At 63.1% G+C, this 14,315-nt stretch carries 11 protein-coding genes; 9 read left to right on the forward strand and 2 right to left on the reverse strand.

Annotated features, from left to right (window positions below; all coding sequences use genetic code 11):
- Positions 1–52 precede the first annotated feature (52 nt).
- The 9 genes from EOB80_RS05295 to EOB80_RS35825 all read left to right on the forward strand — a co-directional run bounded on the left by EOB80_RS05295 (position 53) and on the right by EOB80_RS35825 (position 11,869).
- Positions 53–1,033, forward strand: coding sequence for a helix-turn-helix domain-containing protein (locus tag EOB80_RS05295; RefSeq protein WP_127317809.1), 981 nt, complete (start codon positions 53–55; stop codon positions 1,031–1,033).
- Positions 1,034–1,136: 103 nt separating this feature from the next.
- Positions 1,137–3,164: a hydantoinase/oxoprolinase family protein gene (locus EOB80_RS05300; RefSeq protein WP_127326902.1), complete on the forward strand. Its 2,028-nt coding sequence runs from the start codon at positions 1,137–1,139 to the stop codon at positions 3,162–3,164.
- A gap of 3 nt (positions 3,165–3,167) precedes the next feature.
- A complete protein-coding gene (locus EOB80_RS05305; protein WP_127326903.1) occupies positions 3,168–5,135 on the forward strand; it encodes a hydantoinase B/oxoprolinase family protein in 1,968 nt (655 codons plus the stop codon).
- 162 nt (positions 5,136–5,297) lie between these two features.
- The gene (locus EOB80_RS05310; protein ID WP_127326904.1) at positions 5,298–6,149 is read left to right on the forward strand and encodes an FAD binding domain-containing protein; all 852 of its coding nucleotides are present in this window, start codon (positions 5,298–5,300) and stop codon (positions 6,147–6,149) included.
- A gap of 50 nt (positions 6,150–6,199) precedes the next feature.
- Positions 6,200–6,625, forward strand: coding sequence for a (2Fe-2S)-binding protein (locus EOB80_RS05315; protein ID WP_245466251.1), 426 nt, complete (start codon positions 6,200–6,202; stop codon positions 6,623–6,625).
- A gap of 9 nt (positions 6,626–6,634) precedes the next feature.
- The gene (locus EOB80_RS05320) at positions 6,635–8,983 is read left to right on the forward strand and encodes a xanthine dehydrogenase family protein molybdopterin-binding subunit (protein WP_127317795.1); all 2,349 of its coding nucleotides are present in this window, start codon (positions 6,635–6,637) and stop codon (positions 8,981–8,983) included.
- Between the two features lie 12 nt (positions 8,984–8,995).
- Positions 8,996–9,727: a LamB/YcsF family protein gene (locus tag EOB80_RS05325; RefSeq protein ID WP_127326905.1), complete on the forward strand. Its 732-nt coding sequence runs from the start codon at positions 8,996–8,998 to the stop codon at positions 9,725–9,727.
- 94 nt (positions 9,728–9,821) lie between these two features.
- Positions 9,822–11,204 (forward strand): aspartate aminotransferase family protein, encoded by a 1,383-nt coding sequence (locus EOB80_RS05330; protein WP_127326906.1) that lies wholly within the window; start codon positions 9,822–9,824, stop codon positions 11,202–11,204.
- Positions 11,201–11,869, forward strand: a complete 669-nt coding sequence (locus EOB80_RS35825) for a nuclear transport factor 2 family protein (protein WP_127326907.1) — start codon at positions 11,201–11,203, stop codon at positions 11,867–11,869. Before EOB80_RS05330 ends, EOB80_RS35825 begins: the two co-directional genes overlap by 4 nt.
- A gap of 116 nt (positions 11,870–11,985) precedes the next feature.
- On the opposite strand, the gene EOB80_RS05340 is transcribed toward EOB80_RS35825, so the two are convergent.
- Both EOB80_RS05340 and EOB80_RS05345 read right to left on the reverse strand, forming a co-directional pair.
- Positions 11,986–13,179 carry an ABC transporter substrate-binding protein gene (locus EOB80_RS05340; RefSeq protein ID WP_127326908.1) on the reverse strand — a complete coding sequence of 398 codons (1,194 nt, stop codon included), beginning with the start codon at positions 13,177–13,179 and terminating at the stop codon, positions 11,986–11,988.
- A gap of 43 nt (positions 13,180–13,222) precedes the next feature.
- Complete coding sequence (locus EOB80_RS05345; protein ID WP_127326909.1) at positions 13,223–14,314, reverse strand: branched-chain amino acid ABC transporter permease; 1,092 nt, start codon at positions 14,312–14,314, stop codon at positions 13,223–13,225.
- Position 14,315 lies beyond the last annotated feature (1 nt).

Here is a 14,315-nt window from a genome sequence, read left to right on the forward strand (position 1 = left end):
TAATCTTCAGAAAAACACCGGGCTAACCGGGGCCAACCAGAAAGGTCGGGGAATGAAATACGTCGTCGATACGATCGGCGGTCCCACAGGCGGTGATGCCTGGCAAGCCGCTGTTACCGAAGCCTATTTTCCGCTCGACACCGAGTATCGGAACCGTCGTGAATTTTCGGGCACGTTGGAAACCTTCTCGCTTGGGCTCGTCAGCGTGTCTAAAATGCGCTGCGATGCCGTAAGCTATCGCCGCCATCGCCGCCACTTCCTCAACGAACGTGACGCCAGCCTGCTCATCACCATCCCGGAGATGTCGGAGGTGAATTTCTCGCAAGGGTCGAGGACCGTCAATTGCGGTCCGGGGGGCTTCCTCGTTGAGAGGGGAGACGCGCCTTACGAATTCTGGCACGGCAAGCCAAACGCGCTGTGGGTCCTGAAGGTGCCATCGTCGAGCGTTCGGGCGCGGATCGGGTCTGCCGAACGGCTCAGTGCGCTCAGTTTCGACGCGACCCAGGGCGTCGCCGCGCTCTTCCTCGACACGGTGCGAACCACGATCGGCCATGTCGATGAGATCACTGAAGTCGCTCGTGAGATGATGGGCAGGCACATCCTGGAAATGCTGTGCCTGTCGATCGTGAGCGACGATCGCGTGCTGGACAGCAGCATCTCGTCGATCCGGGCCGGCCATTTGCATCGTGCCGAGCAGTATATTCGCGACAATCTGAAGAATTCCGGCCTCGGCCCGCAGGCGGTGGCCGATGCCTGCGGGATTTCCCTGCGTTACCTGCAGGTTCTTTTCCAGGACAGCAACCAGTCGATCAACGGCTTCATCCGCGACGCCCGGCTTGAACTTTGCGCCGAGGAACTGATGTCGGTGACCAACATCAGCAGCGTTGCCGAGATTGCTTACCGCTGGGGCTTTGCCGACCAGTCTCAATTCTGCAAGCATTACCGGACGCGGTTCGGTTGCGCACCGACCGATACCCGTCGCGAAGCAGCGAACCGGGCAGGCCGCGCTTCGACCTCAAGAGAGCGGCACTAGACCCGGTGAAATCCGGGCCAATTCCATAATCTATTGCGACGCCGCCCCGGCAAGGGCGGCGAAAGCCGGGCCTTGCCCGCAAATATCCCGCGAAGGAACTGTCATGAGCAGAATAAGAGTTGCCGTCGATGTCGGAGGGACTTTCACCGACATCTGCATCATGGACGAAGACAGCGGCGCGATCCGCATCGAGAAGACCGCCTCCACGCCTGACGATCCCATGCAGGCGATCATGAATGGCGTGGAGCAGGGCCGCATCGATCTTTCGGAGGTGACGCTGTTCTCTCATGGTACGACGGTCGCCACCAATGCGCTGATCACCCGCCGCCTGCCACGCACCGCAATGGTCTGCACCGAGGGTTTCCGTGATGTTGTCGAGATCCGCCGCGCCAACAAGGAAGACCTCTGGGACACCTACAAGGATGTCGCCAAGCCCTATATCCCGCGCCGCGACCGGTTGACAGTCCGCGAACGGGTCAGTGCCGAGGGCACGATCCTGGAAGCACTGGACGAAGAGGCCGCTCACCGCGTCGCGGAAATTCTCGTCAAACGGCAGGTCAAGTCCATCGCTGTCTGCTTCATGAACTCCTATGTCAACGGCGCCAATGAGCGCCGCATGCGTGAGATTCTGAAGAAGGCCATGCCGGATCTGCCGGTTTCGATCTCCTCGGAGGTGATGCCGGAAATCTTCGAGCACGAGCGTTTTTCCACCACCATGGCCAACGCCGTCTGCGCCCCGGTCGTCGTCGACTACGTGTCGCGTCTCGGAGAAAAGCTTGCCGCAGCCGGATACAAGCGCGATCTCCTGTTGCTGCACAGCGGTGGCGGGGTCATGACGCCCGCGAGCGTCAGGGATTTCTCGGCCCGGCTCGCGGGATCCGGCATCGCCGCCGGCGCGATCGCAAGCCGCTTCATCGGAAATCTCTGTGGCTTCCCGAACTCGATCGGCTTCGACATGGGCGGCACCAGCACCGACGTCTCGCTCGCATGGAACGGGGAGTCGCGCATCACAAAAGACTGGTACATCGAATTCGGATATCCGATCCGCTTCCCCTCCATCGAGGTGCTGACCATCGGCGCAGGCGGCGGGTCGTTGGCATGGCAGGACGAGGGCGGCAGCTTGCGCAACGGACCGCAGTCCGCCGGCGCCTTTCCGGGCCCGGCCTGCTACAAGAATGGCAACCGCACCGCCACCAACACCGATGCCAATGTCGTGCTCGGCCGTCTCGGCACCAGCCTTGCGGGCGGCAAGATCACGCTCGACCCCGCCCTGGCCGCCCAGGCGGTGCAGGAGACTGTGGCGACACCCTTCAGCATGGAACTCCACCAGGCGGCCGAGGCGATCATCGCCGTCGCCAACGCCAATATGGGCAATGCCGTGCGGCTTCTCTCCATCAGCCGGGGCTATGACCCACGCGACTTTGCGCTCGTCGCATTCGGCGGTGCAGGCGCTTTGCACGGAGCGGCCGTGGCGAAGGAGCTTTCGATTCCAACCGTGATCGTGCCGCCCAATCCTGGCGTCACCTCCGCGCTCGGTTGCCTTCTCGTCGACGTGCAGCATGATTTCTCCGAAAGCTTCATGGCCGATGCTTCGACGGTCTCGCCCGCCGAGATGCAGGCGGCCTTTGTTCTGATGGAAGAACAGGCCGTTGAGCGCCTGACCCATGAGGGCGTGGCGCGCGAAGACATGGCGCTGCAGCGTACGGTCGAGATGATGTACCAGGGCCAGTGGCGATCGCTCGCGGTGTCAGCCCCGGCGCGGATCGAGAGCATCTGCTCGCTGATAGAGGCATTCCACAACGAGCACGAACGCGAGTTCAACTACCGCCGCGAAGAGGCGCCGGTGTCGATCTTCCGCATCGCGGTCAAGGCGATCGGCATCGTACCGAAAGCCGAGATGCCGCGGCATGAAGTCTTGCCTCATGTGCCCGAGCCGCTCGGCCGCCGCGGCGTCTGGTTCGACGGCGTATCTCATGATGCGGCTGTCTATGAACGCGACCAACTCGGGGCCGGTGCTGCCTTTGCGGGACCCGCCATCGTCGAACAGTTCGATTCCACCACCGTGGTTCCGCCGGGAATGAGCGCGACCGTCGACGGCTTCCTGAACATTCTCATCGTGACGAAAGGCTGAGACATGACAAAGCTGATTGAAACGAGCCCTGGCCTCGATCCGGTAACGTTCGAGGTGCTGAAGAACTCCTTCATCACCACCGTCGACCAGATGGCCGAACAGATGCTTCGCACCTGCTATTCCTTCGTCATCTACAACCGAGACTTTTCGAATGCCCTGCACGACGCCGATGGCAACTCCGTCGCCCAGGGCAACTACGACATCGCGGTCCATGTCGGCACACTGCACAACACGTGCAAGGAGGTGATCCGGGTCTTCGAAGGCGACATGGCACCCGGTGACGTCTACGCAATCAACGATCCCTATGCCGGCGGTACGCATTTCAGCGATGTTCGGCTCGTCCGGCCGATCTTCGACGAAGACAAACTGATCGGCTTCTCACAGTCGAACGGCCACTGGTCGGATCTTGGCGGCTCGGTGCCGGGTTCCTTCGACGTCACCGCCCGCGACATGTTTCGCGAAGGCCTGCGGATCACGCCGTTGCGCCTTTTCCAGCGCGGCCGCTTCTGCTCCGACGTCGCCAACATGATCGCGGCCAACACGCGCGATCCCGCATCGATCATTGGCGACATCCATTCCCAGGCGCAGGCGACGCAGGCCGCCGAGCGCGAACTGTTGCGGCTGGTCAAGAAGTACGGGCGCGGCCAGGTCATGCGCGGGATGGAGGAGGTTCAGGACTACGTCGAACGTGCCGTGCGAAAGCGTCTCGCGGAGTTGCCCGACGGCACCTGGGAGACGGTCGACTACATCGACCGGGATCTCGGTGCCGGCGAAGGCATGATCCCGATCCGCATCAAGATGACGATCAAGGGCGACACGATCCACTACGATTTTACGGGAAGCCATTCGACCATTGCCTCGATGTACAATTCCGCCCCGGGCGCGACCTTCTCGGCCGTGGTCGCCGGCATGAAGACCTTCTTTCCGGACCTCCCGCTCAACAGCGGGTTTTACCGGATGATCGAGGTAACCGCGCCAAAGAACAGCATCGTCAGCGCGGAATGGCCGGTGGCGGTGACCGGGTTCCTGATGCCGTTCGAAAAGATCATGAACGCGATCTTCGAGATGTGGTCGAAGATCATGCCCGAACGCGCTATCGCCTGCGCCTTCAACCTCGAATATCTGCTGGCCGGGGGACGGGACGCGCGCAAACCCGAAAAGCCGATCTTCATGTTCTACGAATGGCTGCCCGGCGGTTGGGGCGGGCGTAACGGCAAGGATGGTGCCGACGTCACCACCGCCTGCTTCGGAACCGGGCTGATGTCGCAGCCGAACGAAGGCAACGAGCGGGTGAATCCCACTCGGACACTCGAGTTCCAGATCAAGCAGGATTCAGCCGGGCCCGGCAAATGGCGGGGCGGCGTCGGCGTGCAGAAGACTTCGTTGCTGCTTGAGGCTGAAAATGCCGTCATGTCCTATATTTGCGACCGCGAGCGCGCTGTCGTCTGGGGTGTCGAAGGAGGCCTGCCGTCGATGCCCCACGGCTTGACCATGAAGCGCGCCGGAGAAGAGACCGAGATTTGGCTCGGCTCCGTATTCTCCGATTACTCCGTCCACACAGGCGATCAGTTCGCTCGTCCGACGGCCGGCGGCGGCGGTTTCGGCGATCCATTGGAGCGCGAGCGCCGCAAGGTGATGGAGGACGTGATCGACGACTACGTTTCCCTGGAGCGCGCCAGGACTGATTACGGCGTGGTGATCCGCGAAATCGACCGCGACCTGTGCCAGTACGAAATCGACGGGACGGCAACCGAAGCCTGCCGTGCCGACATCCGGGCGAAACGGAAGGACTGGGCACGCATGGATCCCGAGGAGGTCGCGCGCAAATACCGCTCCGGCGAGATCGATACGCTCGATGCGGTTCGGCACTATGCCGTGATCCTCGACTGGGAGACTGGCGAACTGCTCCCCAAAACCACCGCCCAGTTCCGGGAAAGTTTTGAGAAACGGACCGTCGCCCACTGGGTCTGAGCACTAACGAGCGCGCCGCAATCTTGCGGGCGCTCGCGGGATGCCCGAGTTATCTGTTTTTTCGATACGATATTCAAAGAATTACTATTTCACAGGAGCCTAAAGCTGGAGCAACAATGCTGCAGCGCCGCGAAAGTTGGCTGCTTCCGAGGGGTATGACAGATGGCACCAAGCGTGGAACGATCGTTCACCGCAGCCAGCACGATTGAAGAGGCGATGGCCGCACGCCGGCAAGGCGCGGCGGTGCTTGCCGGCGGCACCTGGATGATGCGTGATCCACGGCGCGGGGTCGATCTTCCCGAGGCGGTGGTCGCACTCCACCGAATACCCGCCTTGTCCAAGGTCGAAATCGAACCGGACCATGTCGTGATCGGCGCAGCCGTTACCCATGCAGTCCTTGGCCGTGCGTTGCACGGGGCAGTGGGCTTCGAAGGTCTGGTTGCCGCGGCGGAGAATGCGGCCAATCCTGGCATCCGAAAGGTCGCCACCGTGGGCGGCAACCTTTGTGCCCTCGACTTTGCCGCCGCCGATCTCCCCCCTGCGCTTCTCGTCTGTGAGGCGACGGTGGAACTGGAGACGTTCGAAGGCCCAAAACTCATCGGTATTTCGGATTTCCTCGAAGACAGGCACGCGCTGCTGGCCGAAGCGATTGTGACGAGAATTCATCTGCGCCGCGACCTTGTCGCCAGTGCTCATATCCGCCTGCCGCTTCGGAAAGCCGGCGACTATCCGGTCGCCATCGTCTCGCTTGCGGTAGACAAGGACAAACGATGTCGCATCGCCGTCGGCTCGGTGGAGCTGGTAGCGCGGCGCTGGGCGGCGCTCGAACAGGCCATGGCGGCGGACTCGGCCTCTGCGTTCGATCCGGAACGCGCCGCCGGGCTTGCGCTGGAGCACAATGATTTTCAGGGCCGCGACGGCAAGGAAGCGGAGGGTTGGTACCGGCGCCAGGTTCTTGCGCCACTGGTCAAGCGCGGTGTTGCCGCACTTCTCAAGACCGGGGGCCTGGCATGACCGTGATATTCCAGCTGAATGGCGAGGACTGCCGCTTTGATGGCGATCCGATGACGCCGCTCGTCGACATCCTGCGGCAGGAACGATTCCTGACGGGGACCAAAGCCGTGTGCCGCGAAGGCTTCTGCGGCGCGTGCACCGTGCATGTCGACGATGAAGCGGTGCCGTCCTGCCTGAAGCCGATTGGCCTCGTCCAGGGATGCGCGGTGACGACCATCGAGGGATTGAGTTCCGGAAACCAGGCGCTGCACCCGCTCCAGGCCAATTTCGAGGCGGCCGATGCCGTGCAATGCGGCATGTGTTTCCCGGGAATGGTCATGAGCCTTTCGGCGTTCGTGCGCGACAATCCGCATGCGAGCCGTCCCGAAATCAAGGCCGCGATGGTCGGCAACATCTGCCGCTGCACGGGATATGAGCGGATCGTCGACGCCGTGGCCGACTGGCTCGACCAAGCGCGATGGCTGGCCAGGTGGTAGGCGGCATCCATGTCTGAGCTGTCCGCCACGGTGATGAACCTTCCCCGCCGCGATGCGCAGGACAAGCTGCGCGGGCGCACGAAATACACCAACGACCGGGTTCGCCCCGACATGTTGCATGCCGTGCTGCTGCGGTCGACCGTTGCCGCTGGGCGGATCCGCAAGCTCGACGTTTCGGCAGCACTTCGCTGTCCTGGTGTGCGCGCGGTGGCGACCGGCGCCGATGCGCCAGGGCTGTACGGCATCGGCATTGCCGACCATCCGCTCCTGGCCATCGACACGATCCGCTATCACGGCGAACCAATCGCCGTCATCGCCGCCGAAACGGAGAAGCAGGCGCGGGCGGCGCTTGCAGTCGTCGTGCTTGAGGTCGAACCGCTGGCACCGGTGTCCACCATGGCCGAAGCGCTCCAGCCCTCCGCCCGTCTCGTTCACGAGGGCTGGCGCGGCTATGAGGTGATCACCGAGGGCGGTGCACGTGCCGGCAACATCGCCTGGGAGGCAAAATCCAGTCGCGGCGACGTCGATGCGGCCTTCTCCCGTCCCGACATTCGCATTGTCGAGAGCAGCTTCACCGTCGGCCGGCAGAACCATGTGCCCTTCGAACCGCGCGTTGCCATCGGCTCCTGGGAGGACGGCCGTGCTCACATACAGACCTCGACGCAGGTGCCTTGGACTGTGCGCAACGTCACCGGAAGGGTCATGCAGCTTCCGCCCGGGCGTGTGCGGGTCACTGTACCCCCTGTCGGCGGCGGGTTCGGCCTGAAATTCGATGCGTCCATCGAGCCTATCACGGCACTTCTGGCGCGGATGACCGGGCGCACGGTGGTCCTGGAAAATACCCGGCAGGAAGAGATGGCAACCTGCCTCTGCCGCGAGAATGCGGAAATCCGCATCCGGTCCGCTGTCACCGCCGAAGGATACATTGCCGGGCGCGAGGCGGTCGTGCTGATGGACTGCGGCGCGTATGGAGGCGAACAGGTTTTTCTGACGACGATGACGGCGCACACGCTGGGCGGCAATTACAGGGTTGGCGCCACGCGGCTCGTCAGCCGCGCCGTATACACCAACACACCACCCAACGGTGCTTTCCGAGCTTGCAACGGCGTCTACAACACATTCGCTTTGGAGCGACATACCGACGAAATCTGCGATGCGCTAGGCTTCGACCCTATGGAGTTCCGGAAGAAAAATGTCCTGGGAGATGGCGATCTCGGTGCCACGGGCCAGGTTTTCGAGGCCGATGTGCTGGGTCCGATGCTCGATCGCATGGAGGCGTTACGCGCCAGTACCGGTACATCAGAGGCCAAGGCCGACGGCAGGCTCTATGGAATTGCAACCACGGTCGGCACATGGTTCGTTTTCGTCGGGCCTTCGGCGGCGACGGTGAATTTGAACGCCGACGGTAGCGCAACGCTAGTCACCTCGGGTGTGGAGATCGGATCCGGCACGATGGTGCAATCCCTGCCGCAAATCGTGGCCGGGCAACTCGGCCTCGCTCCCGACCAGGTGATCGTGCGCGAAGCCGATACGGATGCCGCCGGTCTCGATGTCGGCGTTGGCGGTGGGCGCACCACCGTCTCCATCGGTGCGGCAAGTGTGGCTGCCTGCGCGGAAGTGCGGGAGAAGCTGCTGCGGAGCGCCGGTGAGATGCTCCAGACCCGACCGGAAGACTTGGTGCTGCGGGATGGTCGTGTCGAGATCACGGGACGTCCCGGTTCCGGCATGTCGATCCCCGCTGTCGTCGCCCATGCGCAGGCAACCACCGGCCCGGTCACCGGAAGCGGAGCTTTTACCGCCAGGAACACTCCGGCAATGTCCGGCTGCGCGATGGGGCACTTCATCGATGCGCTCGACATCCCCGTCTTCGTCGTTCACGAGGCCGAGGTGGCGGTTGATCCGGACACCGGTCATGTCGAGGTGCTGGCCTATCGCGTGGTGCAGGATGTCGGCCGCGCACTCAACCCGCGCGCGGTCATGGGCCAGATACAGGGTGGTGTCGTGCAGGGTCTCGGCTACGCCCTGCATGAGGAGGTGACGATCACCGCTGACGGACGCATCGCGCAGGACGATTTCGAGACCTATCGCCTGCCGCTGGCGCAGGACGTGGTTCCGGTCGCCGCCGACCTCTACGAGGGCGCACCGTCGATCGGGCCTCTAGGCACCAAGGGCGCGGGCGAGGTCCCGATCCTGGCCGTGGGCGCGGCGATCGGCTGCGCTGTGGCACGCGCTATCGGCAAGCCGGTGCGGCAGCTACCACTGACGCCGCCGCGCGTGCTTCGACTGCTGCACGAGCGCGAACCGCCGCCGGAATTCCCGCACATCGCCCCCGGCTGGGCGTCGAACACTCTGGGCTGAGGCAAGCAAACCATGGTCACCCTGAACTGCGACATGGGGGAAAGTTACGGCAACTGGCGTTTCGGCGACGATGCCGGCATCATGCCTCACATCGATTGCGCCAACATCGCATGCGGCTTCCACGCCTCCGATCCATGGACGATGCTGAAGACCGTGCGGCTCGCGCTTTCGCACGGAAAGAAGGTTGGCGCGCATCCGTCCCTTCCCGATCGCGAGGGATTCGGCCGGCGCGAGATGAAACTTCAACCGGAGGAACTGACAGCCGCCTTCCTCTACCAGATCGGTGCGCTGACAGGAATGCTGGCCACCGAGGGCGGGCAGCTCAGCCATGTCAAGCCGCATGGCATCATCTACGGCATGGCCGCGCACGACATGGACACTGCCCGGGCAATTGCCGCCGCGGTCAAGCCGTTCGGCGTCCCGCTCTTCGGCCTGGCGGGAACCTGTCACGAGACGGCAGCAGCCGAACTCGGCGTTGCCTTCGTGGGCGAGTTCTTTCCCGATCTTGCCTACGCTCCCGGCGGCAGACTGATCATCCCGCGCGTCCAGTCGGCCATCGACCTGACGCTTGCCGACCGTCGCATGGTGGGGGCGCTTACCCGACGCGAACTCGTCACGACAGACGGTACGATCCGCCCGGTCGACTTCGACACCGTCTGCATCCACTCCGATCCGCCGAATGCGCGCGACGTCGCCGCGCTGATGCGGCGGATCATCGACACCCATTCCAACAGCCTGCCATGATTCGTTTCCCGAATCGTGAAAGCTCCACGCATGGGATCGAGGACTATCTCGAACTCACCGCCCGAACCATTTCCCCAAGCCGCTGAGCACTTCCATGGATGCGCTTTCCAACTCTCTCGCCGCCGCCGACATCGCCACCACCATGCACCCCTACACAAACCTGCGTCAGCACGAAGAAACCGGGCCGCTGATCATCAGCCGCGGCGACGGCATCCGCGTGTATGACGAACGCGGCAAGGAATACATCGAAGGGCTCGCCGGGCTGTGGTCGGTGGGCGTCGGCTTTTCGGAAAAGCGGTTGGCCGACGCTGCCTATCAGCAGATGCTGAAGCTGCCCTACTACCACACCTTCTCCTCCAAGGCGCATGAGCCATCCATCCGGCTGGCGGAGAAACTCGTGGAGATGACGCCGGAAAACCTGACGCGTGTCTTCTTCACGTCGTCGGGCTCGGAAGCCAACGACACCATCGTCAAGATGACGTGGTTCATGAACAACGCGCTGGGCCGGCCAAAAAAGAAGAAATTCCTGGCACGGACCAAGGGCTACCACGGCATCACCGTCGCCTCCGGCAGCCTGACAGGCCTGCCGGTCAACCATCGCGACTTCGATCTGCCGGCGATTCCCGTTCGCCACCTGACCTGCCCGCACTTCTATCGCTTCGGCATGGAAGGCGAAGACGAAGCCGCCTTCACGGCGCGCCTGCTCGCCGAGTTGGAAGCGGTGATCGCGGAAGAAGGGGCTGACACCATCGCGGCCTTCATAGGAGAGCCGCTTATGGCAGCCGGCGGCGTTCTGCCACCACCGGTCGGGTACTGGGAAGGCGTGGAGAAAATCTGCCGGGCAAATGATATCATCCTGGTAGCAGACGAGGTGATCTGTGGTTTCGGGCGGCTTGGTACGCCCTTCGGCGCTCAGAAATACGGCTTCACGCCTGATATCATGACGGTCTCCAAGCAAATCACGTCGTCTTATATGCCCCTTGCCGCCGTCATTTTCTCCGATGCGATCTATCAGGCGATCGCCGACAACACCGCCACGATCGGCAATTTCGGCCACGGCTTCACCGCGTCAGGACATCCGGTCGCCACGGCGGTCGGTCTCGAAAACCTCGCCATCTTCGAGGAGCGGGACCTGATCGGAAACGCGGCCCGCCTTGAGACGTCGTTCCAGGCCGGCATCCGCTCGTTCGCCGATCACCCGCTTGTCGGCGAAGCGAGGGGCACCGGTCTTATCGGCGCCGTTGAACTGGTGGCAGACAAGGCGACGAAACGCCCCTTCGCCAAAGTTGGGCGTGCAGGAGCTATCGCAGCAGGGATCGGCCACGAGGAAGGCCTCATCTTCCGCGCCATCGGCGACCAGCTCGCGCTCTGTCCGCCGATGATCTCGACAGAAGACGATGTGAAGGAAATCATGACGCGCATGGGCCGGACGCTTGAGCGCCTGACCGCTGCGGTCGCCAAGGAGGGACTTGAATGACCCGCATGAAAGCCGAACCGGTCGTCCATATCGACGACGAACGCTTCCGGGTCACCGAATGGCGCTTTGCCACCGGGGCCGAGACCGGCTGGCACATCCATGGCCATGACTACGTCATCGTGCCGCTTACGGACGGCAAGCTCGGTCTCGAAGGCCCGGACGGCGCGCAGTCGCAAGCCGCTCTCACCCAAGGTGTGCCCTATTCGCGGCGGACGGGTGTGGCCCACAACGTCATCAATGCCGGCGATGCGCCGCTCGCCTTCCTGGAGGTCGAGGTCGTTGAAGCCGGCGATCTCGCAGCCAGGCGGCTGGCCGTGCTCGACCGGTTCCTCGCGGCCTGGAACGCCCGCGACGTGGGCGCGCTGATGGACTGCATGGCTGAGAATTGCGCTTTCCACGGCTCGGCTGGACCCGATGCCGAAGGGCGCAAGCATATGGGGCGTGACGCCGTGCGCGCCGCCTATGCAGCGCTGTTCGATGCCTTCCCGAAAGCCGCGTGGACCAGGGGACGGCACGTCGTGACGGGCGACACCGGGCTTTCATCATGGCGCTTCGTCGGCACCACGGCAGCGGGGCAGAAAATCGAAGTCGACGGCTGCGATATCTTCGCTTTCTCGGGGGAGCTCATAGCGCTCAAGGATTCCTACCGCAAAGCGCGAGGGTAGCGAAAATCTGAATTCATCGGGCGACAAGGGCGGCCCAAGCGGGCCGCCCTCGTTTTTTGTCCAAAAGCAAGATCCTCAAAGGACGAAAGGGCCGGGCTTACCCGGCCCATCTTCTCCTACTTGAGCAAGGCTTCCATCGGTACCGGCTCGGAAATCGTCCAGTTGCCTACAACACCCGGCTTGCCGGCCTTGGTCTCGACGATCAGGTACCGTGTCTGGTTCTGGTGATGTAGTTCCGGCGAGAAGGTACGAGGCCCGAACAGCGTCGGCTCATTCTTCATCTTTTCCAGCTCCGCGACGACCGCGTCGGCATCGGCCGTGCCTGCACGCTCCACCGCCTTGGCCCAGACGTCGACCATGACGTAACCCGGAAAGACATACTGGCTCGAGGGATCGGCGCCTGTCTTCTGCTTGTAGGTGGCATTGAACTTCAGCACGGCCGGATTGGGATCGTCGCCATAGATCGATCCCTGAACGGGGACGTAGAAGTTCGTCAGATCGGGCACAGCCGAGAGCCAATAGCTACCGTCGACGCCCGATCCATTCAGGATCATGGAGTTGATACCCGCGGCGCGAAGCTGCTTGATGGCCGAGACAGCGCCCGGCATCATCGTGCAAAGCATGATCGCATCCGGCTCCTTCGGCAGAGACTTGATGCGGGTGATCTGCGCGGCGATGGAGGCGTCCTCGTTCTTGAAGGTGTCTTCACCGACAAGCTTCGCGCCCTGGGCTTCGAGCTTCGGCATCATCCAGTCGAAGCCGTCGCAGATGCCCTTGTTGTAGGCCGTCCAAGTATCGAGCAGACGGTAGAAGTCCTTTGCGCCCTTTTCCTTGAATGCCCACTCGGCCATGGTTGCGCCCTGCACGGCCGCCAGCACCGACGCGGAGAAGCTGTGCGGGCCGACACCCTGGATACCGGCCTTGACCGATTCCGCGCACAGGAAGAAGGAGATACGGCCCGCGTCCTCGGCCGCGAGCGCAGCCGGCGATCCGAAGTCGTAGTCGCAGGACACGACCACGAGATCCGCACCCTGGTCGAGCACGGAGAGGCCCGCCTTGGCGCCTTCGGCCCGGTCGGACTTGGTGTCGGCCTTGACAACCTTGATCTGCTTTCCAAGCAGGCCGCCAGCCGCATTGATCTCGTCGATGCGGATCAAGGCCGCCTCCTGGGCAGGCTTGTCATAGGCTTCCATAAAGCCCGACTCCGCAGTGGCGAAGCCGATGACGATAGTCTTGTCATCGGCCAGCGCCGGATATGCGATGGACATCGAGGCCAGAGCGGTTGCGACAATTCTCATTTTGTATGTCATGCACGTCTCCTTTTTTGTTTTCCGGTCGGGCTTGTGCCGCCGGTCACTTGTTGCGACTGCTGCGAGGTAAGGTGAGCTCGCGGTTGCCCATGAGTCCGGATGGGCGAAGCGCGAGGATCACGATCATGATGACGCCGAGGGCTATTTCCTGGACCCCTTTCGGGAGGGCGAAAGTGGACTCGCCGAGCGATACGCCTGCCTCCAGCCAGCGCAGCGCCTGGATCAGGGCGGACAGCAGGACGACACCCACCACACCCCCCGACAGGCTGCCCATGCCGCCGACGACGAGCATGGAAAGGGTGATGAAGGTGAGACCGAGATAGAATGTATCGGGTGTGACCACGCCGATGGAATGAGCCATAAGCGCACCGCCCAGCCCCATCACCGCGCCCGATACGACGAACGCCACGAGTCTTTCCCTGGGAATGTCGATACCGGAAGCCGCGGCGGCGGTGGGTTCGTCGCGGGCAGCACGAAGGGCCAGGCCGGACCGGGAGATCGCGTGCGCCCAGGCGATGAAGATTGCGACCACGGCGCCGATGAGATACGGCCAGATCATGCGCACGATCGGAATGCCGACGACCGATGAGGTCGCTCCGGTCACGCTCTCCCAATTGGAATAAATGGTGTTGATCATGGCGAGCATCGCGAAGGTCGCGATCGAAGCCGCGATGCCCGATAGCCGCATCAGCACCCGCCCGAAAATGAGAGCGGCGAGGGCGGCGAACAATGCCGCCAGCACAGCCGATTGCCAGTACGGCAAACGGGTCGCCAGCAGCCATTCGGGCAATCCCGGCAGCGAACCGCGTTTCATCATCGGATTGATGGTTAGCCATGCGGCCGCGTAGGCGCCAAGGCAGGTGAAGCCGATATGCCCGAAGCTGAGAACGCCCGAATTTCCGATAAAGATGTATAGGCCCACGACGAGGATGACACGGACGAACACGTCGATCACCGTCTGGTTGAAGGGCCGCGATCCGGTCATCACCGTGATCAGCGCGATGGCCAGCAGCAGCAGAGAAAGCAGGACCGGCGTCAGGATTGTGCGGCGGGCAAGCGCGAAGCGGGCGGGCTTTCGCTCGGCAGCCGCGGCACCGGCAGCGGTAGAGTTGGTGAGGGAGGCGGCGACACCCATG

This window comes from Mesorhizobium sp. M7A.F.Ca.MR.245.00.0.0, from assembly GCF_003997415.1.
Classification (GTDB): Bacteria; Pseudomonadota; Alphaproteobacteria; order Rhizobiales; family Rhizobiaceae; genus Mesorhizobium.

Coding starts and splice junctions, on each gene's coding strand:
- EOB80_RS05295 (WP_127317809.1), top strand. CDS start 53: ATGAAATACGTCGTCGATACGATCGGCGGTCCCACAGGCGGTGATGCC.
- EOB80_RS05300 (WP_127326902.1), top strand. CDS start 1,137: ATGAGCAGAATAAGAGTTGCCGTCGATGTCGGAGGGACTTTCACCGAC.
- EOB80_RS05305 (WP_127326903.1), top strand. CDS start 3,168: ATGACAAAGCTGATTGAAACGAGCCCTGGCCTCGATCCGGTAACGTTC.
- EOB80_RS05310 (WP_127326904.1), top strand. CDS start 5,298: ATGGCACCAAGCGTGGAACGATCGTTCACCGCAGCCAGCACGATTGAA.
- EOB80_RS05315 (WP_245466251.1), top strand. CDS start 6,200: ATGACGCCGCTCGTCGACATCCTGCGGCAGGAACGATTCCTGACGGGG.
- EOB80_RS05320 (WP_127317795.1), top strand. CDS start 6,635: ATGTCTGAGCTGTCCGCCACGGTGATGAACCTTCCCCGCCGCGATGCG.
- EOB80_RS05325 (WP_127326905.1), top strand. CDS start 8,996: ATGGTCACCCTGAACTGCGACATGGGGGAAAGTTACGGCAACTGGCGT.
- EOB80_RS05330 (WP_127326906.1), top strand. CDS start 9,822: ATGGATGCGCTTTCCAACTCTCTCGCCGCCGCCGACATCGCCACCACC.
- EOB80_RS35825 (WP_127326907.1), top strand. CDS start 11,201: ATGACCCGCATGAAAGCCGAACCGGTCGTCCATATCGACGACGAACGC.
- EOB80_RS05340 (WP_127326908.1), bottom strand. CDS start 13,179: ATGACATACAAAATGAGAATTGTCGCAACCGCTCTGGCCTCGATGTCC.
- EOB80_RS05345 (WP_127326909.1), bottom strand. CDS start 14,314: ATGGGTGTCGCCGCCTCCCTCACCAACTCTACCGCTGCCGGTGCCGCG.